23 protein-coding genes and 1 pseudogene are annotated in these 24,815 nt (G+C 62.1%); 19 read left to right on the top strand and 5 right to left on the bottom strand.

Annotated elements, in window-relative coordinates:
* Nucleotides 1-2: 2 nt before the first annotated feature.
* From AC2VNO_RS03100 to AC2VNO_RS03075, 6 genes and pseudogenes are all read left to right on the top strand, one after another.
* Nucleotides 3-1,202: an alpha/beta fold hydrolase gene (locus AC2VNO_RS03100; RefSeq protein ID WP_486932772.1), complete on the top strand. Its 1,200-nt coding sequence runs from the start codon at nucleotides 3-5 to the stop codon at nucleotides 1,200-1,202.
* Between the two features lie 133 nt (nucleotides 1,203-1,335).
* Nucleotides 1,336-2,301 carry a pca operon transcription factor PcaQ gene (pcaQ, locus tag AC2VNO_RS03095; RefSeq protein ID WP_486932771.1) on the top strand — a complete coding sequence of 322 codons (966 nt, stop codon included), beginning with the start codon at nucleotides 1,336-1,338 and terminating at the stop codon, nucleotides 2,299-2,301.
* Between the two features lie 100 nt (nucleotides 2,302-2,401).
* Nucleotides 2,402-3,136 (top strand): protocatechuate 3,4-dioxygenase subunit beta, encoded by a 735-nt coding sequence (gene pcaH, locus AC2VNO_RS03090; protein WP_486932770.1) that lies wholly within the window; start codon nucleotides 2,402-2,404, stop codon nucleotides 3,134-3,136.
* A gap of 31 nt (nucleotides 3,137-3,167) precedes the next feature.
* Nucleotides 3,168-3,800, top strand: a complete 633-nt coding sequence (pcaG, locus tag AC2VNO_RS03085; RefSeq protein WP_486932769.1) for a protocatechuate 3,4-dioxygenase subunit alpha — start codon at nucleotides 3,168-3,170, stop codon at nucleotides 3,798-3,800.
* A gap of 275 nt (nucleotides 3,801-4,075) precedes the next feature.
* Nucleotides 4,076-7,372 (top strand): VPA1262 family protein, encoded by a 3,297-nt coding sequence (locus tag AC2VNO_RS03080; protein ID WP_486932768.1) that lies wholly within the window; start codon nucleotides 4,076-4,078, stop codon nucleotides 7,370-7,372.
* Between the two features lie 16 nt (nucleotides 7,373-7,388).
* Nucleotides 7,389-7,589: pseudogene (locus tag AC2VNO_RS03075) on the top strand (protocatechuate 3,4-dioxygenase subunit alpha); the annotation flags it as partial.
* Between the two features lie 133 nt (nucleotides 7,590-7,722).
* Here the strand turns inward: AC2VNO_RS03075 and AC2VNO_RS03070 are convergent.
* Nucleotides 7,723-8,706, bottom strand: a complete 984-nt coding sequence (locus tag AC2VNO_RS03070; protein WP_486932767.1) for a LysR family transcriptional regulator — start codon at nucleotides 8,704-8,706, stop codon at nucleotides 7,723-7,725.
* 93 nt (nucleotides 8,707-8,799) lie between these two features.
* Between AC2VNO_RS03070 and AC2VNO_RS03065 the strand changes: the two genes are divergently transcribed.
* The gene (locus AC2VNO_RS03065) at nucleotides 8,800-9,129 is read left to right on the top strand and encodes a nuclear transport factor 2 family protein (protein WP_486932766.1); all 330 of its coding nucleotides are present in this window, start codon (nucleotides 8,800-8,802) and stop codon (nucleotides 9,127-9,129) included.
* Nucleotides 9,129-9,902: an SDR family oxidoreductase gene (locus tag AC2VNO_RS03060; RefSeq protein WP_486932765.1), complete on the top strand. Its 774-nt coding sequence runs from the start codon at nucleotides 9,129-9,131 to the stop codon at nucleotides 9,900-9,902. Before AC2VNO_RS03065 ends, AC2VNO_RS03060 begins: the two co-directional genes overlap by 1 nt.
* Before the next feature lie 133 nt (nucleotides 9,903-10,035).
* On the opposite strand, the gene AC2VNO_RS03055 is transcribed toward AC2VNO_RS03060, so the two are convergent.
* Nucleotides 10,036-10,929 (bottom strand): LysR family transcriptional regulator, encoded by an 894-nt coding sequence (locus tag AC2VNO_RS03055; protein ID WP_486932764.1) that lies wholly within the window; start codon nucleotides 10,927-10,929, stop codon nucleotides 10,036-10,038.
* Between the two features lie 95 nt (nucleotides 10,930-11,024).
* Here AC2VNO_RS03055 and AC2VNO_RS03050 point away from each other — a divergent pair, with 95 nt between their 5' ends.
* A complete protein-coding gene (locus tag AC2VNO_RS03050; RefSeq protein ID WP_486932763.1) occupies nucleotides 11,025-12,191 on the top strand; it encodes an MFS transporter in 1,167 nt (388 codons plus the stop codon).
* Between the two features lie 147 nt (nucleotides 12,192-12,338).
* On the opposite strand, the gene AC2VNO_RS03045 is transcribed toward AC2VNO_RS03050, so the two are convergent.
* Complete coding sequence (locus tag AC2VNO_RS03045) at nucleotides 12,339-13,238, bottom strand: LysR family transcriptional regulator (RefSeq protein ID WP_486932762.1); 900 nt, start codon at nucleotides 13,236-13,238, stop codon at nucleotides 12,339-12,341.
* Between the two features lie 176 nt (nucleotides 13,239-13,414).
* Between AC2VNO_RS03045 and AC2VNO_RS03040 the strand changes: the two genes are divergently transcribed.
* The 4 genes from AC2VNO_RS03040 (at nucleotide 13,415) to AC2VNO_RS03025 (ending at nucleotide 17,274) form a co-directional block, all read left to right on the top strand.
* Nucleotides 13,415-14,062: a glutathione S-transferase family protein gene (locus AC2VNO_RS03040; RefSeq protein ID WP_486932761.1), complete on the top strand. Its 648-nt coding sequence runs from the start codon at nucleotides 13,415-13,417 to the stop codon at nucleotides 14,060-14,062.
* Between the two features lie 17 nt (nucleotides 14,063-14,079).
* A complete protein-coding gene (locus tag AC2VNO_RS03035; protein WP_486932760.1) occupies nucleotides 14,080-16,089 on the top strand; it encodes a 2Fe-2S iron-sulfur cluster-binding protein in 2,010 nt (669 codons plus the stop codon).
* 185 nt (nucleotides 16,090-16,274) lie between these two features.
* Nucleotides 16,275-16,433 (top strand): hypothetical protein, encoded by a 159-nt coding sequence (locus AC2VNO_RS03030; protein WP_486932759.1) that lies wholly within the window; start codon nucleotides 16,275-16,277, stop codon nucleotides 16,431-16,433.
* A 214-nt stretch (nucleotides 16,434-16,647) separates the two neighbouring features.
* Nucleotides 16,648-17,274 (top strand): glutathione S-transferase family protein, encoded by a 627-nt coding sequence (locus AC2VNO_RS03025; protein ID WP_486932758.1) that lies wholly within the window; start codon nucleotides 16,648-16,650, stop codon nucleotides 17,272-17,274.
* 32 nt (nucleotides 17,275-17,306) lie between these two features.
* Here the strand turns inward: AC2VNO_RS03025 and AC2VNO_RS03020 are convergent, their stop codons facing one another.
* Nucleotides 17,307-18,365: an SDR family oxidoreductase gene (locus tag AC2VNO_RS03020; RefSeq protein ID WP_486932757.1), complete on the bottom strand. Its 1,059-nt coding sequence runs from the start codon at nucleotides 18,363-18,365 to the stop codon at nucleotides 17,307-17,309.
* A gap of 141 nt (nucleotides 18,366-18,506) precedes the next feature.
* Here AC2VNO_RS03020 and AC2VNO_RS03015 point away from each other — a divergent pair, with 141 nt between their 5' ends.
* From AC2VNO_RS03015 to AC2VNO_RS02990, 6 genes are all read left to right on the top strand, one after another.
* Nucleotides 18,507-19,457 (top strand): LysR family transcriptional regulator, encoded by a 951-nt coding sequence (locus AC2VNO_RS03015; RefSeq protein WP_486932756.1) that lies wholly within the window; start codon nucleotides 18,507-18,509, stop codon nucleotides 19,455-19,457.
* Between the two features lie 391 nt (nucleotides 19,458-19,848).
* Nucleotides 19,849-21,060 (top strand): amino acid ABC transporter substrate-binding protein, encoded by a 1,212-nt coding sequence (locus AC2VNO_RS03010; RefSeq protein ID WP_486932755.1) that lies wholly within the window; start codon nucleotides 19,849-19,851, stop codon nucleotides 21,058-21,060.
* 58 nt (nucleotides 21,061-21,118) lie between these two features.
* Entirely contained in the window at nucleotides 21,119-21,994 is an 876-nt protein-coding gene (locus AC2VNO_RS03005) for a branched-chain amino acid ABC transporter permease (protein ID WP_486932754.1), read from the top strand.
* Entirely contained in the window at nucleotides 21,991-22,971 is a 981-nt protein-coding gene (locus tag AC2VNO_RS03000) for a branched-chain amino acid ABC transporter permease (protein WP_486932753.1), read from the top strand. The genes AC2VNO_RS03005 and AC2VNO_RS03000 overlap by 4 nt, the downstream gene beginning before the upstream one ends.
* Nucleotides 22,968-23,708 carry an ABC transporter ATP-binding protein gene (locus AC2VNO_RS02995; protein WP_486932752.1) on the top strand — a complete coding sequence of 247 codons (741 nt, stop codon included), beginning with the start codon at nucleotides 22,968-22,970 and terminating at the stop codon, nucleotides 23,706-23,708. The genes AC2VNO_RS03000 and AC2VNO_RS02995 overlap by 4 nt, the downstream gene beginning before the upstream one ends.
* Entirely contained in the window at nucleotides 23,701-24,420 is a 720-nt protein-coding gene (locus AC2VNO_RS02990) for an ABC transporter ATP-binding protein (RefSeq protein WP_486932751.1), read from the top strand. The genes AC2VNO_RS02995 and AC2VNO_RS02990 overlap by 8 nt, the downstream gene beginning before the upstream one ends.
* Nucleotides 24,421-24,603: 183 nt before the next feature.
* Here the strand turns inward: AC2VNO_RS02990 and AC2VNO_RS02985 are convergent.
* Nucleotides 24,604-24,815, bottom strand: a 212-nt coding sequence (locus tag AC2VNO_RS02985; RefSeq protein ID WP_486932750.1) for a hypothetical protein, incomplete at its 5' end; no start/stop codon positions are given.

Below are 24,815 nucleotides of genomic sequence, written 5' to 3'. Positions count from 1 at the left end.
ACATGGCATTTCTGAACGTCGACGGCCGCAGCGTCGCCTATCGCCTGCTCGGCCCCGAGGCGCTGCCGCTGGTGGTGCTGGCGCATCCGCTGGGCATGAGCCAGGCGGTATGGGACGACCTGCTGCTGGCGCTGCTGCCGCGCTACCGCGTGCTGACCTGGGACCTGCCGGGCCACGGTGCCAGCCAGGCCTGGCCGGAGGCGGGTGGCGAAATCACTCCGGCGGCGCTGGCCCGCGAGGCGCTGGTGCTGGCCGAGCATGCCGGGGCGTCGCAGTTTCACTTCGTCGGCACCTCCATCGGCGGCGTAGTCGGCCAGCAGTTGATCAGTGAGCACGCCCAGTGCCTGCTCTCGGCCACCCTGACCAACACCGGCGCGGTGATCGGCACCGCCGAACTGTGGTCCACCCGCGCCGGGCGTGTGCGCAGCGAAGGCCTGGCGGCCATGTCCGGCGAGATCGTGCCGCGCTGGTTCGCGCCGGCCTGCTTCGAGGCCGAACCGGCGCTCAAGGACGGCTGGTGTACCCAGATGGGCCGCAGCGACGACGAATCCTATGCGCGCCTGTGCGAAATGCTCGGCAGCCATGCCTTTAGCGGCAAGCTCTCCGGCCCGCTTGCTGAGCATCCGGGCCTCAAGGTGCAGCTGCTCGGCGGCAGTGAAGATCTCGCCACGCCACCGGCCACCCTGGAGGCGCTGGCCGCCGAACTCGACGGCGCCCCGCTCGAGATTCTACAAGGTGTCGGCCACGTGCCCTCAGTGGAGCGCCCGGGGCTCTTTGCCGAGAAGTTGCTGGCCTTCCTGGCGCCGGTGCTGGGCGACGTGGGAGCCAACGGCGTGGACTACGCCACCGGCCTTGCCACCCGTAAGCAGGTGCTCGGCGAGGCGCACGTCGCCCGTTCCACCGAAAACGCCAACAGTCTCGATGCGCCGTTCCAGCAGATGATCACCCGGCTGGCCTGGGGCGAGCTGTGGAGCAACGACGACCTGACCCGCCGCGAGCGCAGCCTGATCACCACCGGCATCCTCGCCGCCCTGGGCCGCGAGGAGCTCACGCTGCACCTCAAGACCGCCAAGCGCATCGGTCTCTCCGAGGCCGAGCTGCGACAGGTACTGATGCACGTGGCGATCTACGCCGGCGTGCCGGCAGCGAACCATGCGTTTGCACTTGCCAAGGAGCTGGGCTGGGGCGGGGAGATTGACTAGCTGTTTTGCTCGCGATACGACTCAGCGCTGGTCTGGGTACGCCTGAGCCGGGCGGCTCGCCGCTTACATGGTGCTGGTGTATCGTCTGAGCGACATTCGGCGATGATCGGCATCGTGATGATGAGGAACCCCCATGCTCAACGCCCGTATCAAGCTGCGCCATCTGCAGGCCTTCCTCGAAGTGGCCCGCCAGCGCAGCTTCGCCCGGGCCGCCGAGCGCCTGGCCATCACCCAGCCGGGCATTTCCAAGACCATTCGCGAGCTTGAAGAGAGCCTCGCTGCGTCGCTGTTCGAGCGCACGCCCCAGGGCGTGGCGCTGACCCAGGCGGGCCTGACCCTGCTGCGCCACGCTGGGCCTGCCATGCGTGCGCTGGAAGAGGGCGTGGCCGCGGTCGGCGACGTTCACCTGGGCGCTCACGACCTGCGCGTGGGAGCGCTCTCCACGGTGGAGAGCCGGCTGCTGCCCGAGGCCATACGCCGCTGGCACGCCGCGCCCGGCGGGCAGAACGCGGTGGGCGTCAACGTGGTAACCGGCTCCAGCGCCTTCCTGCTCTCGCGCCTGCGCCGCGGCGAGCTCGATCTGGTGGTGGGGCGCATGACCGAGGCCCGCGAGATTCGCGATCTGGCCTTCGAGCACCTCTACTACGAACCGCTGCTGCTGTGCGTGCGCAGCGGCCATCCGCTGGCCGGCATCGCGCCGCTCGCAGCCGCGCGCCTGGCCGAGTTCCCCTGGGTGCTGCCGCCGCCCCAGACCACCCTGCGCCAGCAGGTCGACAGCTTCTGCGTGCGTCATTCGTTGACACTGATGAGCCAGCGGCTGGAAACGCTTTCGCTGCCCATCAGCCGTGCCTACACCCTGGAGAGCGATGCGATCTGGGTCGTGCCCGAAGAGGCCGTGGCCGAGGACCTGGCGGCGGGGCGGCTGAGTCGTCTCGGCATCGAGCTGGAGCCCCGCGGCGGCTCCGTGGGGGTGTGCTACAACGCCAGCATGCAGCCCTCGCTGGCGCTGGAGGCCTTCTGCGAAGTGCTGCGCGAGGTGAGCGCGGGCCGCAGCTCGGGGAGTGGCTCGTCCCGCCATCAAAGTGGCGCTGCAACATAACCCAGCGGTTATGAGGGGTGCCCGAGTCGTCAATTGGCGGGCCTGCGGCAAGACGCCACACTGGGCGAGACAAGACCACTCTCCCCAAGAGACGACCGACATGCAAGATCACAACAAGCGCTTCGTAGAGCGCGACCGTAACTGGCACCCCCCGGCCTACGCCCCCGGCTACAAGACCACCGTGGCCCGCTCGCCGCAGCAGGCGCTGGTCAGCATGCAGCAAGCCAGCGCCTCCGAGCTCACCGGCCCCGACTTCCGCCACCTGCGCATGGGCCCTCACGACAACGACCTGCTGCTGAACTTCCGTCAGGACCCGGCCCAGGGCCAGGGGCTCCCGGTGGGCGAACGCATCATCATGTTCGGCCGCGTGGTCGATCAGTTCGGCAAACCGGTGCCGCACACCCTGGTGGAGATGTGGCAGGCCAACGCCGGCGGGCGCTACCGCCACAAGAACGACCGCTACCTCGCCCCGCTGGACCCGAACTTCGGCGGCGTGGGCCGCACCCTGACCGACGAGCAGGGCTGGTACCATTTCCGCACCATCAAGCCCGGCCCGTACCCCTGGCCCAACGATCCCAACAGCTGGCGCCCCTCGCACATACACGTCTCGGTGATGGGCCCCTCGATCTCCACCCGCCTGATCACCCAGATGTACTTCGAAGGCGATCCGCTGATTCCGCTGTGCCCCATCGTCCACACCATCAAGGACCCGGCCGCGGTCGAGACCATGATCGGACGCCTCGACATGGCGCGCAGCAAGCCCATGGACTGTCTGGCCTACCGCTTCGATCTGGTGGTACGCGGCGAGCTGCAGACCTATTTCGAAAACCAATGAACGGGTTCGAAAATCAGTGAGGGGAAATGACATGAAACAACCGAATACCGTTCCCGCGAGCGAACTGATGCTGCGCGAGACCGCCTCCCAGACCGCCGGTCCCTACGTGCATATCGGCCTGGCCCTGGCCGCCGCCGGCAACCCGACCCGCGACGAAGAGATCTGGAACGAGATGGCCCGAGAAGGGGCCGAGGGTGAGCTGATTGAAGTCGTGGGTACCGTGATCGACGGCAACGGCGACCTGGTGCGCGACGCCTTCCTCGAAGCCTGGCAGGCCGACGCCAACGGCGTATACCAGGCCGAGTACGACCTGAAGAAGCCGTTCAACAGCTTCGGGCGCACCGCCACCACCTTCGACCACGGCAGCGAATGGTCGCTCAAGACCGTCAAGCCGGGCCAGGTGGCCCACCCCAACGGTCAGCCCATGGCGCCGCACATCAACCTGTCCGTTTTCGCACGCGGCGTGAACGTCCACCTGCAGACCCGGCTCTACTTCGAGGACGAAGCTGAGGCCAACGAAACGTGCCCGGTGCTCTCCCGCATCGAATCGCCGACCCGGCGCCAGACCCTCATCGCCAAGCGCGAAGAGGCCGACGGCAAGGTCCGCTACCGACTCGACATCAAGCTGCAGGGCGAAGGTGAGACGGTGTTCTTCGATTTCTAGACGCTTCGGTGTAGGCGTTTGCCAAGCAAGGGCGGCCCGCTCAGCAGGGTCGCCACATCAAGAGCCAGCGCATTGCGCTGGCTCCTGGCTTTTAGGCTTACGTTGATCTGGGCCTCTGGTGCAGGTCTGCTTGGGCGTATAGGCTATAAACAAGTGTCTATTTTGTAGCCGGAGTTCGGTGCTCACCGAGGTCAGTATTAAATTAGGCGGTTTATTTTAATATTGGAGCCAACATGGGAATGAGGAGAGGCGCTTGCAAGGAATCAAAGTCTCCTGTGCTTGATGACCTGCTCAATGACGGCCGTCTGGCGCGGCTGTTCTCGAAGGATGCCCGTCACTGCGCACTGCAGCTGTGGATATTGCAAATTAAGTCCGGCCAGTCAGTTGAAAATCGGGTCCTCTATGGTCGCCTGCTTCCCTACAGTCATTCCAGTGATTGCTGGTCTTTTAGCGACAACGATAATTTTCTAACCGTCGGTCAAGTCAAGGCAAAGATTACCCGGCTCAATCTGTACGTAAAAAGTATCCACTGTGCGGAACTCCTACGGCGTTTGAGTACAGGTCGAACTATCTCAGCAATCAGCGAAGAGCTAAAACTCGGGCTCTCGAACAAGTTAAAAGCCCAATTCGGAGCGACTTCGCTCGCTGCCGACCTGGTCTACCGGCCCGTCGCCTACTTGCTCAATCGCGACGCATATGACCGAAGTTCGCTATCCAGCCCACATGGTGGAGCTGGGGCCTTAAGCGCTTCGATCACCCAGACCGACAAGGGTGCCCTGTTCCGCCTGGGTCAGGACTACGACGCCGCCTTGATTGAATCGGCGGTCAAACATCTTAGCGCGGATACTGGTCTGGACTTCGGTGGCACGGATACAGCTCGGATCGGTGATCTTGAGCTGCTGGTCTTTCCTGCGCTGGATGACTTAGAGCGGAGCTTGCTGAGCGTGAGCTGGGAAGATGATCCGTGCGCCCTAGTCGCCCGTTTTAATCCAATGCAAGTACCACACTACAGTGGCTTCCAATTCCGCCTGAGCATCACGAACGGCGGCCAAATCGCCTACTCGGGGTTTGCCATAGCAAAGCGCGATGCTGAAGGCGCGTTCGAGTGTAAGTTCGAACTAGATGATCAGTTGCGAGCCAGGACCGACAGCACTGAAATGGAAGTCTTTGGTGTTCATGATAGCCACCCAGGAGAAGGTAGGTTGTGTTGTCGTTGGCAGATAGGGTACGTTCGGGAAATCAGCTTTCAGAGCCATGTGATTGGCCACAGGGCTAGCCTTGTCAAGTTCGACTGGTTGGAAAAAACCTCACGACCGTCTATGTCGGCACGGACGAAGGCAGCGTTAACGATCAATCGAGGCGATCAGGGACTCACCAATCGCATCGGCGGGCGTGAGGCGGATCCCTGGGTCCCAGCCAACCGCGAACTCGTATCCCTTTTTTCACGGCTCCATCCGCCGAAGTCAGAAGGGCGATTCTTCCTGCGCTACGGGTTGGGCGACGGCGAGGGGCGGCTGCAATTCGTGGAGTGGTTCCGGGGACTGCTAAAAAAGTATCAGCAGCAGCATCAGATAGTAATTTTTGATCCCTTTTTCGAGGACATTGGCCTAGGCCTGTTATTGCTCTGTGCTGCGCCGAATACCGACTATATTGTCTTTAGGTCCCTTCCAAAGCCTACCAAGGAAGATAAGCCTCTGCGTCGCAAATCTGACAAGACCACCCAGGGAGGAATTAACAATCTGTTGGCAAACTGCGAGCAGAACCGCCACCTATTGAAACGGATAAAGCTGCGTATCTATGGCCTTAAAGAAGGTAGGCTACATGATCGCTACATCTTGGTCATGGGGCCGGACAGGCTACCGGTCGCAGGTTTCAATCTGTCCAACTCATTTCAGAAAGCCGCCGAAAACTATCCCTTAATGGTTACCCCAATACCTGAGGATATTCTGCTCCAGGTTGAGAAATATAAGGTCGGGCTGATACAGGAGGCCGCGCCCGAAGGTCAAACCTCGAATCCTTCTATACAGAACCTCTTCGACTCAACGGCATTGCCGACGGCGCCGCGCCGCTACGAACCACTGCGCTTTCTCGAGAAGGCCCAGGCAGGCGACGTGTTAAGTGTCTGGACCGGCGAGCGCTCTCTACAAGGCTTGAGTGGCGATCCTTTGAAAGAACGGATGGCGGTGCTGAATCTGCTCAAGAATGAGTCACTCGCTTTGCCTGAGACGGAGGGCCTGCGTAATTGTCTGGACCGGCAGGTGGGCGACTTCTCGGGCTTCACGTTGGCCTGGGAGGTGCTTGGTGAGGTACTCGCACATTCACACAATGAGGACAGCCACTTTCGCGCACTTGAATCCGAGTCTGGGTTTTTAGACTTTTTGGCGCAATTCCTCATTTCATCGTTCAATCGCTCGTATGACCACATGGACAAGGAATTGGCCGTGACGGACTCTCGGCTTTTTCGAGAATCGGTCGAGACCCTTCTACACAGCTCTTATCACCCGCATCACTTATGTCATGTAACAAAGTACACAGCCTTGACCTGGCCGGAGTACTTCGCCACCAAGTTCTTGTGGTGGTATGTTCCCGACGTTCTGCTGGAGATTGCCGAAGCCCAGATGGCCTGCGTGCCAACGGAACCTCAAGGCTCTGACGTGGTGCGCCTATCCCTATTGAGCCAAATCGCTAGCGAAATTGCTCTGTCGGTACAGTTCGACATTACTGAGGCGCAACGGGACCGCCTAGTTCGCAGCGATAATGGTCTGCTGCAATGGATGGGGCTGAACGCGATTGAGCGGCAGCTTGAGGAGTCAGGGGGGCTCGACTATGTACTGCAGGCGGTCGGCGCGTTTCCCGGCTCTGAGCAAGTACGGGCCCTAGGCTGGATGGCTAACCGCGCTACAAAGAGCCAGAAAAAAAATGAGATTTACAAAGGGTTAGTTGCGGCGCTTCATGAGGCACTACCGACAACCATTTCCACCGAAGAACTGCGGAACTTGGTCGATTCCATGCGCGGGCATATGCGGCAACTGGCTTGGGCTGAGCCGTGGCTTTTCCAGGATGTGATCTTTCCCTTGTTGCAGAATGATCGCGCTAACACCGATGACGCTTGCGAAATCTGGGTTCACGAACTGGTTTCTTTAATAGGGCCGGCACAGCCGCCGCGGCTGTTTGACTTAACGCGTGAAGGTCAAGTGACTAATATTACTGCTTTTCTCTTCGCATATAGCACCCCCGAGCAACAGCAGGCCAGTCTGAAGTCGATGCAGGCGATCCTGAAGCGGCAGCAGCGGACCGTGCAACAGCCTCTCGCTAGCACCTCAGACTGGACTCGGTGGGATGACGCCCTCGTAGTCTCGATGTGGATTCTGGCCTTTACCCGATGGGGGCAGTACTACCTGCTCGGCCGCGGCATAACCGATGGTAAGCTGGAGGAACTGGCGCAGAGCGCCCGCGAGCTAGCGATGATCAGGCCGATGGACGAATGGCGGGAGAATGATGTCGGCAAGCAAGGCGAGCTTGCCGTGTTTCTCGATCAAGTGGAGGAGCTTCTCGCCTCAAGCTGCGACTAGTCAACTGAGAACGCGCGTGAACGTCCACCTGCAGACCCGGCTCTACTTCGAGGACGAAGCCGAGGCCAACGAAACGTGCCCAGTGCTCTCCCGCATCGAATCGCCGACCCGCCGCCAGACCCTCATCGCCAAGCGCGAAGAGGCCGACGGCAAGGTCCGCTACCGACTCGACATCAAGCTGCAGGGCGAAGGCGAGACGGTGTTTTTCGATTTCTAGACGCTTCGGTGTAGGCGTTTGCCAAGCAAGGGCGGCCCGCTCAGCAGGGTAGCCACATCAAGAGCCAGCGCATTGCGCTGGCTCTCGTCTTTTTGGCTTACGTTGGTTGCTGCTGTGGGTGTGCGGGGGGCGTCTAGGCTGAGGGAATGTGCTCGTTTGCAAGCTGGGTTTTGGCGCCTATTGGCCTTCCCCCATAGTTAGCGCGGGCCAAGGTGGTGAACGCCTTGAGCGCTGCGGACGGGTTGTGGCGGTTCGGGTAGTAAAGACACAGGGCATCTCTGGGCGGGGTCCAGTCTTCCAATACTCGCTCGAACTCGCCCGCCTCGATTTCGCGGTATACGTCTTGTTCCATAAAAAAGCCGAGCCCAACGCCTTGCTGTACGACAGTCTTGGCGAGATTTGCTTCGTCCAGTGTGAGCTGCCCGCTCACTTCGACTCTAGCCACATCTCCAGCACGCTCGAAATGCCATGGATAGATCGCGCCATTTGGGAGGCGGATGCGTACGCAGTTGTGAAAAAGGAGATCAGACGGCGAACTGGGCCGGCCATAAGTATCGAAATACGCTGGCGATCCAACCACTGCATAGCGTTGCGGCTTACCAAGAGGAATCGCGATCATGTCACTGGGTACGAGGTTCGCAGACCGCACACCGAGATCGAACCCTTCAGAGACGATGTCAACCAGGCGACCTTCAGTAACAAGGTCGATATGTACTTGTGGGTGACGTCGCAGAAACTCCAACACTAGCGGAAGAAGAGCTTCACGTGCGGCGCTGGCAAACGCATTGATACGCAAGACACCCGTAGGTCCGGCGCTGTGGGATCGCACTGCTTCCAGCGCACCGCGTAAATCCTGCAATGCCGGACCAACACGGTCTACGTACATCTTGCCTGCTTCGGTCAGAGATACGCTGCGTGTCGTGCGATTGAACAGCCGCGTGCCGAGATTCGCCTCCAGTTTGGCAATGGTGTTGCTCAAAGCGGTGGTTGAAATACCGAGTTCGATAGCCGCCTGTCGAAACGAGGCCCTGCGTGCCACGGCCAGTGCAGCTTCGAATTCATTGAGGCCTAGGCGTTGTTCTGACATCGGATTGTCCTGTTTTTCGGGATTAGTCATTAACGTACATCCCGATTGTTGGAATTATGGGCGGCTCGTATCCTAACTGCAAGGTTGCTCCGTAACCCCATTGCTTAACAGCCAGGAGATCCGATGATGCACCTACTACTACCTAAAGCCGTCGAGACGTTCTTTGAAATCAGTAATGGTGGCGACACCACCCGTGTCGTGGACTGCTTTTGGACAGATGCCACGGTGATCGACGAGAACCAGACACACCAAGGAGTCAAAGCTATCGAGGCCTGGCAGCGTGATGCAAAGCAAGCCTTTACCTACCGTGTCGAGCCCCTGGAATCATCAAATGAAGAGGGCCATCTGGTCGTCAAGACTCGTGTTGTCGGTAATTTTCCAGGCAGTCCAGCGGAGCTGAGCCACGTATTTCTGCTGCAGGATGGCCGGATTCGCTCATTGGAGATTAACTAATGAACCTCGACTTGGCAGGCAAGCGGGTCTTGATCACCGGAGGCACCAAAGGGGTCGGAAGAGCCGTAGTTGCACTGTTCCTCGAGCAGGGAGCAAAGGTGGTGACCTCGGCCCGTCACGCGCCTGCCGATATGGCTGACGACCAGTGTGTTTCGGCTGATCTCATGACCAGAGAGGGATGTGATTTCCTGGTGACCGAGGCAAAACGTCTCTTGGGAACGGTGGACATCCTCATTCATGTTTTGGGCGGCTCGTCAGCCCCAGGGGGAGGGTTTGCTGCGCTAAACGACGAGCAGTGGCAAAGCGAATTCGACTTGAATCTGCTTCCCGCCGTGCGTCTGGATCGGGCCTTGCTCCCCGATATGTTAGCGCGAAAAAAAGGCGTCATCATTCATGTAACATCTATCCAGAGCAGGCTGCCCCTACCTGAATCAACGACTGCTTATGCCGCTGCCAAAGCTGCGCTCTCCACTTACAGTAAAAGCCTATCGAAAGAAGTTTCACCGCAAGGTGTTCGAGTCTTGCGGGTTGCGCCTGGGTGGGTCGAAACCGAATCATCCGTCGCACTGGCTAAGCGACTGGCGATGGAAGCAGGAACGGATTACGAAGGGGGTAAACAGGTAATTATGGATTCAATCGGTGGTATTCCGATCGGCCGCCCTTCCGCGCCGTCCGAGGTCGCTAACCTTATTGCTTTTCTAGCTTCGCCTCGCGCCGCATCCATCACGGGGTCCGAATTTTTCATTGACGGAGGAACAGTGCCAACAGCCTAGTAACGCTGCCTCATGGGCGAGGCGACGACTGGCATAGAGAGACTGCCACGAGGCTGCTTTCGGCCGAGGCGGATACTTCCTAGGGGCCGCTTCTGGCCGAAAGCCATCACTTACCCTCGGAGCTATCGCCTGTTCACATGCAGTGATTCTCTAGCAGGAAGTCCACGAACAATCGCACCCGCGCCGGCATCGCGGAGCCACCCACGAACACCGCATGAATGGGTTCCCTATCACCGGGATTGAAGGCTTCCAGCAGCGGCACCAGGTCGCCGCGCTGCAAATCCTCGGCCACGCTGAATTCGCCGATGCGCGCGATGCCGGCGCCCACCCGTGCGAATTGGGCCAGCGCCTCACCGCTGCTGCATTCGATATTGCCGCATATCTTGAGGGAGAATGCCTGGTCGTCGCGGATGAACGGCCAGTTGGGTTCAGCACGTCGGAAGTTGAAGCGCAGGCAGTTGTGTTGCAGCAGGTCTTCCGGTTGCTGCGGCGTGCCGTGACGCTGGAGATAGTCTGGGGAGGCCACCACCACCTGGCCGGTATCGCCTATGCGGCGAGCGGTCAGTGGGCTGTCGGGCAGATGGCCGAAGCGCACGGCTACGTCGGCCTGGCCGCCGAGAATATCGACTACTTCGTCGCCCAGAGTGAGGTCAACAGTGATGTTCGGGTAACGCGCGCTGAATGCGGTCACCAACGGCACGATGGCCAGCCGCCCGTGGCCGAGCGCAGCACTTACGCGCAAGCGGCCTTTGGGCACGCCCTGGTCAGCAATGGCCTCTTCGACCTCGGCCATATCGGCAAGGATGCGTCGAGCACCACGCAGATAGGCCTCGCCTTCGGCGGTAAAAGTGATCGCGCGGGTAGTGCGCAGCAACAGGCGGGTACCGAGGCGTTGTTCAGTGCGCGCGATGATTCGGCTGACGGCCGAGGGTGTCAGCCCCAACGTTCGCGCGGCGGCCGACAGGCTGCCTTCCTCCGCCACGCTGGCGAACACGACCATTTCACCTGACCTGCCGCTAAAGTCCATTTGTTCCTCCCAAGCAAAGGTGTTTGCCGCAGAGGCTACCTACCGCTTGCAATGTCCGAATTGTAGCATTCGCGGCATAGATGAGGAGCCTTTCCATGCGTATAAATCCCCCCCTTGTAGCGCTCGCCATTGGTGCCTTCGGCATCGGTGTCACCGAGTTCTCCCCTATGGGCTTGTTGCCGGGCATTGCGCTCGATCTCGGCGTTTCCATTCCTGCTGCCGGCCTGCTGGTCAGCGCCTATGCGCTGGGCGTGCTGCTCGGTGCGCCCCTTATGACTCTGACCACGGGCAGGATCCCCCGGCGTTACTTGTTGATCGGACTGATGGCCATCTTCACTCTGGGCAACCTGATGTCGGCGCTGGCGACTGACTACTACAGCCTGCTTGTCGCCCGGCTGGTGACCTCGCTTAATCACGGCACCTTCTTTGGCGTCGGCTCCATCGTCGCCGCCAGTCTGGTCGCGCCGGACAAACGGGCGGGGGCGGTGGCGGCGATGTTCATGGGCTTAACCCTGGCGACCATCGGTGGCGTGCCGTTGGCAGCCTGGTTTGGCGAGGTGTTCGGCTGGCGCACGGTGTTCTGGGGCATTACCGGCCTTGGTGTGTTGACCATGCTTGCGCTGTGGTTCGCATTGCCCAATGTGCCTCTGCCGAAAGGCGGCGGCGTGCTGGCTGAAATCCGCGTGCTGGGTCGTGGCTCTGTGCTGGCAGCCTTGGCCCTGACCGTGGTCGGGTCCAGTGCGATGTTTACCGTATTCACCTATATCGTGCCGATCCTCAGCAGCGAGACCCAGGCGTCCACCACCTTCATCACCGCCATGCTAGTGCTATACGGCATCGGCCTGACGTTGGGCAACATATGGGGCGGAAAGGCGGCGGATCGCTCTGTCGACCACACCCTGATCGTCTCGCTGAGTGCGCTGATCTTGGTATTGCTGGCGTTCACGGTGCTGATGCGCTGGCCGCTACCGGCTGCTGCGGCCATTCTGATCTGGGGTATCGCCAGCTTCGCCATTGTGCCGCCGCTGCAGATGCGGGTGATGGAAGCCGCCAAGGACGCGCCCAACTTGGCCTCGGCTGTGAACATCGGCGCCTTCAACCTGGGCAATGCCATTGGTGCGGCGCTGGGTGGTGCGGTGATCAACTTCGGCCTGGGCTACCCGGCGATTTCCCTGGCCGGTGCGGCGATGGCCGTGCTGGGGTTGTTGATGGTGTTGGGGTTTGCCTGGCGTTCCAGGGCGGTGGCGGCAGCAGTGGTGTAAAGGCGGGCCTGTGTCCACTGAGGAAGCCACGGTTTGAAATGAATCGTGGCCTGCCCCCGATTCTTTGCTGGCCTACCGCGCATCCTTGGGCTTGCCAGCGCAGCGCGACCTCGAACTCGGCTACATAAAAAGGCAGTACGTGGGTGGTCAACTGTCAGCCTCAGCAAACCCTTCCTTCACGCTTTGCGCGATACGCGGTACCGCGAAATCGATGAAGGCTCGCAGCTTCTGCGGGAGCAGCGGCCGGCGCTCGTAAACCAGGTGGATCGGCCAAGGCGATGGCTCCCACGCCTGCAATACGGTTTCAAGGCGCCCGGCCTGTATTCTGGGTGCGGCCTGATAAGAGAGCACGCGGGTAAAACCGAGCCCCGCTTCTGCCGCATCAAGCGCCGCTTCGGCCGTGTTCACGGTTAGGCGTGCTTGAACAGGAATGCGCAGCGACTTTCCCCCCGCTTCGAAGCGCCAGGCCTGGGTGGCCAGCAGCTGATCGAAGGTGATGCAGGAGGCACCTTCGAGATCGCTCGGCGCAGCGGGCCTTCCGTGCTCGTCGAGAAAGGCGCGGCTGGCACAGACGACTTGGCGTACTTCGCCGACCTTGCGGGCGATCAGGCCGCTATCCGGCAGCGGGCCGATACGCACGGCCATATCGATGTGCTCCTCACCGATACTCATCGGGCGGTCGGTGAGTTGCAGCTGAATGTTCACTTCCGGATGGCACTGTAGGAAAGCCGTGACCACCGGCAGGACATACAAACGTCCGAATACGATCGGTGCCGTCAGGGTCAGCGTCCCCCGAGGCGCCGAAAATTCGCCCGAGGCGTCACGTTCCGCTTCGGCCACCTCTTCCAGAATCCTGCGGCAAGCCGCCACGTAGGCAGTGCCCGCTTCGGTCAACGTCAGCCCACGGGGCGAACGCAGGACCAGCTCGGCGTTCAAGTCGGCTTCCAGCTCGGAAATCCTGCGGCTAACGGTTGCGATGGGCATTCGCAGAGCCCGGGCGCCCGCGGTGATGCTGCCTTCGTCGACGACTCTGAGGAGCATGGCCATTGTTTGCAGTCTGTCGGGCATGGGTCACCGATCCATCGAACCTGTGGCTTCCAAATAATGGAAGCCTGAGTTTCAATTTTGCCACCTACTGCGGATTTTTGGAAAGCAATATCCTCGTGAACAGCTCATCACATCGAGCGCGAAAGTCCCCATGTTTCGTTCACAGGAGCCCAAGCATGAACCCCAATTTCCCCACTCGAGCCGTCCCGATCAAACTTTACCGGCACCCGAAATCAGGCCACTGCCACCGCGTCGAACTCATGATGGCGCTGCTCGACCTGCCCTATGAATCGGTCGATGTCGATCTCGCGAACGGCGCGCACAAGGCACCCGAATTCCTCGCCATCAGCCCCTTCGGTCAGGTCCCGGCCATCGATGACAACGGCGTGACCCTGTCGGACTCCAACGCCATTCTGATCTACCTGGTGAAGTCCTATCCCACCGGCCATGACTGGCTGCCTGAAAGCCCCAAAGCCGCGGCTGAGGTGCAGCGCTGGCTATCGGTGGCCGCCGGTGAAATCGCGCGTGGCCCTTGCGCGGCACGGCTGGTGACGGTCTTCGGCGCATCGCTGGATCACGAAGGTGCAAAGGCAGCGGCGCATCGATTGTTCGCCCACATGGAGCCGATTCTGGAACGCCGCGATTTCCTGGCCGGGCCGACGATCACGATCGCCGATGTGGCCGGCTACAGCTACATCGCCCATGCGCCCGAAGGCGGCGTCAGTCTCGATGCTTACCCGTCGATCCGGGCTTGGCTGGCCAGGGTGGAGGCGCAGAAAGGCTTTGTCGGTATGGCTCGTACGCCACTTCCCGCAACCGCCTGACCGAGAGGGGCACCGCCATGGCACAGGACAATGTCTTTCACGCCGGCGAGCGTGCCGTCCAGGCGCGTGCCGAGGTTTCCGACGACTGGCTCGAGAGTGCGGCGGCTTTCGTGCGCCCGGAGATGCCGCAGCAGCATCGCGATTTTTTCGAGAACTTGCCGATGCTGTTTCTCGGGCTGCTCGACCCGGCGGGGCGGCCATGGTGCGTGCCCGTCTTCGGGCCGCCTGGCTATTCGTCATCGCCCACGCCGAATACGCTGGTGTTGCAACGTGCCCCGATTCTCTCAGATGAGCTCGGGCTGAATTTGACGCCGGGTGCGAGTGTCGGTGTCGTCGGGGTCGATCTCACCAACCGGCGGCGCAATCGGATGAATGGCCGAGTGCAGCGCGGCTCGGATGGCGCAATTACCATTGCGGTCGACCAGAGCTTCGGGAATTGCCCGCAATACATTCAGACTCGCTCCCTGGCTCCCGCCAGGGGCGAGCCCTCGGCCGCCAACGGCCGATGCAGCAGCCTGGATGACCCGGCGGTTCGTCGCATTATCGAATCCGCCGACACCTTCTTCATCGCCTCCCGTGCGGCCAGTCCGCTCGAAGGGGGAAGCTCCGGGGTCGATGCCTCACACCGCGGCGGGCGGCCGGGGTTTCTCGGCATCAACGACGATGGGTCGCTCTCCTTTCCCGATTTTTCCGGCAACCGCATGTTCAACACGCTCGGCAACATCGAAAGCGATGGCCGGGTCGCCCTGTTCGTGCCGGATTTCGAAACCGGTGAGGCGGTAGTGCTGACAGGTCGTGCCACCATCGACTGGAGCCCAGGACGCGCCGGCGCTTTTACGGGCGCCGAGCGTATCGTCGATGTGGTGCCGGATGAGGTGTGGCACGCGACCGCGACCTTGCCGGTTACCGCGAAGCTTGCCGAACAGTGGCCGGCACTCGATGCCACAGGCACCTGGGATGAGGTGCGCTTGGCCGCGCTCAGGACCGACGGTTATCGCCGCTTCCAGATCGTCTCGAAACGCAGGGAAAGCGACACCATCACCTCTTTCTATCTGTCACCTGCGGATGGCGGCCCGATCGAGCCGCACGTCGCAGGGCAGTTCCTGCCGATCCGGCTTCAGGACGATGACGGACCGATTCTGCGCAGCTACACGATCTCGCAAGGGCCAAACGGGCGCGACTACCGCCTCTCCATCAAGCGTGAAGCGCACGGCCGGGCTTCCCGCCTGCTGCACGACCGGCTTGAGAGCGGGGATACGATCGACGTCGCCTCGCCAGCGGGAGCTTTCGTGCTGGACGACGGCACCCAGCCCATCGTCATGCTCTCCGGCGGCGTCGGCATCACGCCGATGATGGCCATGCTCGACGGACTTGTGAGCGCGCTGCGTGGCGGCGCGCCTCGACGCGAGGTGTACTTCATCCATGCCGCTCGGAACGGTGCCAGCCGGGCGTTTCGCGGCGAGCTCGAAGCCTTCGCCAGCCAGCACGACTGGCTGCATCTCTTCACTGTGTATTCGGCGCCGGGGGTGGGCGACAGGTTGGGCCACACCCACGATACCGAGGCGCGGCTGAGCATGGAGGTGCTTGCTGAGCTTCTCCCTTTCGGCGGTTATCAGTTCTATTTGTGCGGTCCCGAGAGTTTCATGCGAGCGCTGTATACGGGCTTGCGTGACATGGGCATCGACCGCTCGCATATCCACTACGAATTTTTCGGCGCGGGCGAACTCGATGAGCCGAAAGAGATAGGTCCGGTCGTGGAGTTACCTGCGCGCGCAGCGATTACCTTCGCCCACTCGGAGTCCCAGGCCGAATGGACCGCGCAGAGCGGCACGCTGCTGGAAACCGCCGAGGCGGCGGGGCTGAAACCTGCCTACAACTGCCGCTCGGGAAAATGCGGCACTTGTGCTACGCGGCTGCTCTCGGGAAGCGTGCATTACACGCGCAAGCCGCTGGTCATCCCCGCCGATGGCCATGTGCTGACGTGCTGCGCGGTCCCCATGGGCGAGCAGGTCGAGATCGGGCTTTGAGGCCCCGTGAAACCAGCGGTAGGGGGGCGGTTGGCGGGGGCTTGCCGGGCAGCGCTGCCTCGCGTTCGGGTATGGCTCCAAGCGCCTGAGCGCGGCGTATGCGACTAAAGACGAATAAATTAGACTAAAGTCTAAATCTCGACTATTCTGTTAGCATCCTCATGAAGTAACCGAGAACCGCCACCATGACCACTCAGACGCTTTCCCACAGTGTGACCGCCCCCAGCACCAGCGCTCCTCTGATCAAGCGCATCGGTTCTGCCGTTTATCGTCTGCTCGAGCGGATGAGCGAAGCTGCCTACCGTCAGCATGAGCCCCGCCTGCGCAACAACTACTACCTCTAACGGCCAAGGCCGTGCCGCGGGTCGGCAACCTGTCACGATGAGAAGAGCCAGCGCAAAAAAGCGCTGGCTCTTCTCGTTTGTGAATGCTCGCTCGACGAGTCTTCCGTTCCGGCAGCGGTGGCCACCGCCAGTTAATGTCGATTTCACCCGCTCCCGCTCGACTGGATGAGAGGCCTGCAACACAGCGGATGCCTGCCAATCGATGGAGCCGGAAATGCTGACACTCTACGGAACGCCCCCGACCCGCACCCTGCGTGTGATCTGGATGCTCAACGAACTCGGCCTGGAGTATGAGCAGGTCCCGGTGGCCCTCCTGCAAGGGGAGCATCTTCACCCCGATTTCCTTGCGCTCAACCCCGCCGCCAAGGTCCCGGTGCTTGTCGACGGCGACCAGGTCATCACCGAATCGGCCGCGATACAGCTCTACCTGGCCGAGAAATATCCACAGGCGGGTTTCGTTCCGGAAGCTGTGGAAGAAAGAGCCCAGATGTACCGCTGGATATTCTTCCTGATGACCGAGATCGAGCCGCCGCTGTGGCGTATCGCTCGCCACACCTTCCTTTACCCGGACGAGAAGCGCCTGCCTCAGGATGTCGACCAGGCCAGGGAGGAGTGCGCGGAGATGGTGGCAGTGCTCGAGCGCCACATGCAGGAGCGCGAGTACCTGGTCGGCGACCGGCTCAGCGTGGCCGACTTCAACGCCGCCTATACCCTGGACTGGGTGAGCGAGGAGAACTTGCTCGGCAACACACCGCGGCTGAGAGAGTACCTGAAGACGATGTACGCCCGCCCCACGGCACCGCCCACCATTGCCGTAGCGTTCGCGGCGATGGAGAGCTGAGTCGAACTCGGGTGCCCACCGAGCTTATGCGATCAGGGAATGATCTTCTCGGCGCGTAGGCGATCGAACAGGTCGAAGAACGCACCGCGGGTCTCGCGGAAATGATCGAAACCGAAGTCGCGTGACTTCGTTGTGTCGTTGACACACTCCTGGTCGCGGCCCAGGTCGGCATCGGTGTGCCACCAGGAAGCCAGCTTGGCAACGTCCGGCTCGACCAGGTCATGCTTCTCGGCAATGTCACGCCAGGTTGCGTCGGCCGCCGTCATCTGCGTGTCCAGCGGCTGCTGTTTTTCGGGGCAGTCCGCCACCTCGAGACCGAAGTACTCGCCGATCTCGCGCCACATGCGGCGCCAGCGAAAAACGTCGCCGTTGACGGTGTTGAATGCCTGGTTTGCCGCCCCCGGCGTCGTCGCGGCCCACTCCATCTGACGGGCCAACACCAGCGCGTCGGTCATGTCGGTCAGTGCGTTCCACTGCACCTGTGACCCTGGGAACACGAACGGCTTACCGGTCGCCTTGCAGATCGAGGCGTAGACGGCAAGCGTGGTGCCCATGTTCATGGCGTTACCGCGGGCGTAGCCGATTACCGTGTGCGGTCGATGCACGTTCCAGGTGAAGCCTTGGCGCTCGGCGGTTTCGAACAGGACATCTTCCAGTGCGTAGTAGAAGTTGTCGCCGGGGACGCGCGGCTCGGATTCGCGGAACGGCGTCTCGGTGCGGCCGCTGCCGTAGGCTTCGAACGAACCGAGATACTGCTTGGTTCCCGTCACCAGCGAGGCGTGCTGCAGATCGGCGCCATCGAGTGCCGAGAAGAGGTTGCGCATCATGGCGCTATTGGCCTCGACGTTGGCTTTCTCGTTGTCGCGGCGAATCCAGGTGCAGTAGAAGACATGGGTGATCGGCAGGCCGGCCAGCGCCTCTCGGGTTGCCGATTCGTCGAGCAGATCTGCGGCAACCGGTATCACGCCGCTCTGTTCGGTCGCGCGGCGCGAAAGTCCATAGACTGTCCAGCCGCTGGCAACCAGGTAGGACGCTAGATTGCCACCGGTGATCCCGGTGGCGCCGACGACCAGTGCGGTACCTTTGCGCATACGCTGTCTCCTCTCGTGAACGCTCTCTGGCCCCGAAGCGGGAAACCAATGCATGCAGTCTGGTAGCGGCTGTCTTTTGCTACAATCGGAAAGTGTGCAAATCTTTATTGCGTGAAACGCAACATAAGGGATATCAGCTCGATGGATCTCAATGCGCTGCGCGTCTTCGAGCGTGTCGCCGCCACGGGAAGCTTCACTGCCGCCGCACGCCACTTCCAGCGAGCCGTTTCTTCCATTTCTCGGCAGATCCGAGGCTTGGAAGAGGCGGTGGGTCAACCGTTGCTCTACCGGCATACCCGTGCAGTGACGCTGACAGAGGCGGGCTGGCGCTATTACGAAGAGGTGCGCGATATCCTGGAGCGGCTCGACTTCGCCACGGAGGCGCTGGCGCATCCAGATGCCGAGCCCAGTGGCACGCTGCGCATCAACGCGCCGGTGGCTTTCGGCCAGCGCCAGATCGTGCCACTGCTGCATCGCTTTCAGCGTCGCTATCCCTCGATCGACGCCGAATTGCAGCTCAACGACCGCGTGGTCGATCCGGTTCGCGAAGGACACGACATCACCTTCCGAGTGGGGGATCTCCCGGATTCTTCGCTGGTAGCGCGTCGCCTGGCGCCGATGAACTACGTGATTGCCGCGGCACCGAACTATCTTCGGGCGCATGGAGAGCCCGTGTCGCCGCAGGCACTCATTAAACACAACTGCCTGCTCTATCACGGCGAGCTGGGCCGGCAGCGCTGGTACTTTCAGGCACCGGATCAATCCAGTGCCGTGCCTTTCGAGGTCAACGGCAATCTCTACAGCAACGATGCCCTCAGCCTGGTTCAGGCTGCCCTGCTAGGTCAGGGGTTGGTGATGTTCCCGACCTGGCTGATTGCCGACGAGCTTGAATCCGGCGCGCTGGTCGCCCTGCTCGAATCCTGGCGCTGCGAGGTCATGCCGGGGCGGCGCGACATTCATGTGCTGACTTCTGAACGACGCCTTCGCTCACGCAAGGTGCGCGCTTTCCTCGACTATCTGTTCGCAGCGATGGACCCCCATCCCCCTTGGGATCGCTGGCGGAAGGCACTGACAGCCGTAACATCCGAATAACCCTCAATAAGCTATCGATGGCCCTTGAGGCTGAGAGAGTACCTGGATGAGATGTACGTCTCCCACGGTGCCGCCCACATTGCCGTAGCGTTTGCGGCGAGGGGCTAGATCTCACCGGTGGGTCATGCTCATACAGTTCGGTCAGGCTGGACCTGCCAAAATGCATAGACCCGATTTATAAACGATATAAGACGCTTAGATACAACGTTAAGTTGCTTTATCCTTCTGTAATTACTGATTTTTTTGTAATTCAGTCACAGCTACAACTTTGGCATGACTGTACCTCGACTCGCGGCGATTCTAGGCTCGATATGCAATGCGTATATTTGTTCGTTATTCGAACTTGTGTATGCGAAAGCTATCCAGCCACAACAAGAACGGAGCCGCAATCATGCCATCGACCTCACTTGCCCGGGCGTTACTGGGAATCGGAGCCTGTGTCGCCCTGAGCCTTCCCGCCATGGCCGACGACCTGCCGGAGAGCATTCGCATCGGCTATGCCGTCTCCGATACGGGACCCTACGCCGGGGGCGCCGGCACCACCATCACCCCGAACTACAAGCTGTGGGTGGAGGAGGTGAACCAGGCCGGCGGTATCCGCGTGGGGGACCGCCAGCTTCCCATCGAGGTGGTGGCCTACGACGACCGCAGCAGCTCCGAGGAGGCGGTTCGCGCCGTCGAAAGGCTGATCAATCAGGATGAGGTGCACTTCGTGCTGCCGCCCTGGGGCACGGCGCTCAACCTGGCGGTGGCGCCGGTGCTGCACCGCGCCGGCTATCCGCACCTGGCCGTGACGGCGGTATCCGACCGCCAGCAGGATCTGATGGACCGCTGGCCGCGACTCTTCTTCTTCCTAAGCACCTCCAGCCACTACGCCGAGGGCATCGTGACCATGCTCGAGGAGCTGCGTGAGAGCGGCGAGATCGAAGGCCGGGTGGCCATGGTCAACGTGGCCGATCAGTTCGGCATCGAGCTGGCCAACGCGGCCCGGGCGCTGCTGCAGGAGGCCGATTTCGATGTCGTCTACAGCCAGTCGTATCCGCCGGGCACCCAGGACATGCAGGGCATCATCAACAGTGCCCGCCAGCGCGACCCCGAGGCGTTCCTGGCCTTCAGCTACCCGCCTGAAACCATCGCCATCACCGATCAGGCGCAGACCCTCGGCTTCAATCCGCCGCTGTTCTATACCGCCGTGGGGACGGCGTTCCCGCTGTTCAAGAACCGCTTCGACGACAACGTCGAAGGGGTGCTGGGCATCGGCGGCGTGGATACCGACAGCGAGGTGATGGTGGATTACATCGAACGCCATACCGAGATGACCGGACAGGCGCCGGACCTTTGGGCAAGTGCCCCGACCTACGCCAGTCTGCAGGTGTTGCAGCAGGCCATCGAGCGGGCCGGCAGCCTCGATCACGAGCAGGTCGTGGCCGAGATGGAGAACGGCACCTTCGACACGGTGCTGGGGGAGATCACCCTGGATGGACGCGCCTACTGGGAAGGGTGGCAGGTCGGCCAGTGGCAGGACGGCGTGTTCCGCGCCATCGGCCCCAGCGACCGCGAAGGCGCGGCGGAGATCGTGCTGCCCAAGCCCGATTGGCGTTGAGCTAACCCAGCGGCAGGCGCCTCGCCTGCCGCTGCCAGTCTAGAACACAGGGTAAACCATGGCTTTTCTCGATGCCCTGCTCAATGGCCTCACCCTGGGCGGCATGTACGCCCTGGTGGCCATGGGGCTGACGCTGCAGTACGGCGTCGCCAGGATCATGAACCTCTCCTACGGGGAGTTCCTGATCGCTGCCGCTTTCTCCGCCTACTGGCTATTCCAGGTGCAGGCGATCAATCCGCTGCTGGCGCTATTGCTGGTGGTGCCGGTGGCATTCGGCGCCAACTGGTTGATCTATCAGATCATGCTGCACCCACTGGTGAAGCGCTCGCGAGATCGCGGCGAGCTGGAGGTCAACAGCATTCTGGCCACCTTCGGCCTGCTGTTCGTGATCCAGGGGCTGGTGCTGCTGATTTTCGGCAGCAATTACTTTAGCTACACCTACATCAGCAACGTGTTCATGATTGCCGGCTCACCGATTGCTGCGGATCGCCTCCTGGCGGTAGGCGTCGCGGTGGTGCTGGGCACGGCACTTTATCTGCTGCTGGTACGCACCCGCCCCGGCACTGCGCTGCGGGCGGTGTCCGTCGACCCCAGGGCGGCACAGCTGGCCGGTATCGACGTGCGTGCGGCCTCGGCCATGGCATTTGCACTGGGGGGCGGCATGGTGGCCGCCAGCGGCGTGCTGGTCAGCATGTTCACTACCTTCAATGCCTCGATGGGGGTCGTCTTCACCATGAAGGCGCTCATCGTGGTGATCATGGGCGGTGCCGGTCATCTGCTGGGGGCCCTGGCGGCAGGGCTTATCCTTGGCCTAGTGGAGAGTTTCGTGGCGGTGTACGTGGCGCCGGGGCTGACGCTGGCGGCAACCTTCGCGCTGTTTCTGATCGTGCTGCTGATACGGCCGACCGGGATGATGGGGAGGGCCGGAGCATGACCACGAACTCACGTTCGACGCTGCTCGGCGCCGTCCTGCTGCTGGCCGGTGTCGTCGGCCTCGCCCTGCTGCCCGGCTTCGTGGGCGGCTATGGGCTGTCGCTTGCCATCAACTTCCTGATGTTCGCCATCCTGGCCACCGCCTGGGCGATGTTCTCGGGGCCGAGCGGCTATGTCTCGCTGGCGACCGTGGCCTTCTTCGGTATCGGCGCTTATACCGTGGCGGTACTCGGCGAGCAGCTACCCTGGGGCGCGGTGCTGCTGCTCGCCGCGGGCATCGCCTTTGTGGTGGCGCTGCTGGTCGGGCTCTCCACGCTGCGCCTGCGCGGGGTCTATTTCGTCATCTTCAGCTTCGGGCTGGCGGAGCTGATTCGCCAGGTGGTGAACTGGTACGAGTCGACCCAGGCGGGCAGCGTGGGCCGCTATGTGTTCCTCGACATCACTCAGGAGCAGATCGTCTGGCAGCTCACGGCGGTGCTGGCGCTGCTGTTCATCGTCGGCTGGCTGATCGAGCGCTCCCGGGTCGGCTTCGCGCTGCGCATGATCGGCGATGACGAGACGGTGGCGCTGCACTGCGGTGTCAACATCACCCTGATCAAGGTGCTGGTGTTCTCGCTCAGCGCCGCCTTCATGGCGCTGGTGGGCGCCATCGTGGCGCCTCGCTGGACCTATCTCGACCCGAGCATCGCCTTCAACCCCAACATCTCGTTCCAGGTGCTGATCATGGCGCTGCTGGGCGGTGCGCGACGACTCTATGGGCCGCTGCTGGGAGTGATTCCCATGGTGCTGCTGTTCGAGTATCTCTCCTCCAACTTCCCGCATCTGTTCAGCATCCTGCTGGGCATCACCTTCCTGGCCATCGTCTATATGGTGCCTCACGGTGTGGCGGGCCTGATCGACAGCTATGTGCAGCGCTATCGTGAGCGTTTCCCGGGCCGGCGTGCCGGGAAAAACCTGCAGAAGGAGAGCGCACTATGACGACATCGACAACGCTGCTCTCCGTGTGCGACGTCACGCGCCGCTTCGGTAGCCTGCGGGCGGTGGACGGCTTGAGCTTCGACATCGCCGAAGGGGAAATCGTCGGGCTGCTGGGGCCCAACGGCTCGGGCAAGACGACCATGATGAACCTGGTGTCGGGGGCCTTGAAGCCCGATGCGGGCACGATTCGCCTGGCGGGTAGCGACATCGCCGGCCTGCCGCCAAACCGCATCGCCCGTCAGGGCATCGCACGGACCTTCCAGCTCGTCAGGGTGCTGCCCTCGATGAACTGCCTGGACAACGTCAAGGCCGGCCTGGGGTTCGGCGCCCAGCCGACCTGGGGGGCAACCGCCGACTCCAAGGCCGAGGGGTTGCTGGAGCGGGTCGGCATGGCGCACCGCCGCCTGACGCTGGGTAAGGATCTCACCTACATGGATCAGAAGCGCCTCGAGCTGGCCCGGGCACTGGCGCTGCAGCCGCGCCTGCTGCTGCTGGACGAGTGGCTGGCGGGGCTCAACCCGTCCGAACTGGTCGAAGCCATCGAGCTGCTGCGCAAGGTTCGCGGCGAAGGCGTCACCATGGTGATGGTCGAGCATGTCATGGATGCCATTCGATCGCTGTGCGACCGCTGCGTGATCATGAACGCCGGGGCCAAGATCGCCGAGGGCACGCCGGCGGAGGCCCTGGCCGAACCGGAAGTGGTCCGAGCCTACCTGGGAGACGATGTCGATGCTTGAACTACACGATGTATCCGCCGCCTACGGCCAGCATCTCGCGCTCCAGGGTATCGACCTGCGAGTGCACGCCGGTGAAATGGTGGTCATGTTGGGCGCCAACGGGGCGGGCAAGTCGACCCTGCTGTCGGTGATTACCGGCCAGGTGCCGGCCCGCCCGGGCAGCGAAGTGCAGCTGGACGGCGTCGACCTTCTCGGGCTGGCGCCTCACAGGATAGTGGAGGCCGGCATTGCCCTGGTGCCGGAAGGGCGGGGGATCTTCGGTGCCATGACGGTACGCGAGAATCTGCTGCTGGGTGCCTATCCCAAACGGGCCAGAGCCGAGGAAAGGCGCAGCCTGGAGCGGGTGATGACGCTCTTCCCCAAGCTCGAGGAGCGTCTGGGCCAGGTGGCCGGCACCATGAGCGGTGGCGAACAGCAGATGGTGGCGATCGGTCGTGCACTGATGTCGGCGCCCAGCCTGCTGCTGCTCGACGAGCCTTCGCTGGGCCTGTCGCCGTTGATGGCCGGAGAGCTTTTCAAGGCGCTGGAACGGATCCGCGAGATCGAAGTGAGCGTGCTGTTCGTCGAGCAGAACGCCCGCAAGAGCCTGGCCATTGCCGACCGCGGCTATCTGATCGAGAACGGCACCGTGGTGGGCGAGGGAACGGCCGAGGCGCTGCGCGCCGACGATGCCGTACAGCAGGCCTATCTCGGGCTTGCCAGGAGCGCCTGAGCGAGAGGGCAGCAAGAGGGGATCAAGAGGGGCGTTCCAGCGGCTCGGCAAGCACTGCGCTTGCCGAGCCTTGTCGTGCCTGAGAAAAGCTTCATCACGCCTGGCTAGCGCATGAAAAAAGGCCTGGTGGGACTGCCACCCACCGGGCCGAAAGCAAGCTAGTCGGACACAGAGCGCGTTACCTCAGAAGCTGACGCTGAGACCCGCCGCCACGTTGTTGTCGGTGCGGTCGTAGCGGCCCGCTTCGAGGAAGGCGTAGACGTCCTGGTTGAAGTGGTGACGAACGATGCCGACCAGAGCGTCGTTATCGAGATCGAAGTTCCTGTCGTTCTCGGCGTAGCCCAGGGAGACCGACCAGGCATCGCTGAGACTGGCCGAGACGTTAACGCCCCAGG

Source organism: Halomonas sp. TH-94 (assembly GCF_057473365.1).
The sequence above is the reverse complement of the archived record's forward strand: the minus strand, read 5'-3'. Positions and strand labels throughout refer to the sequence as shown.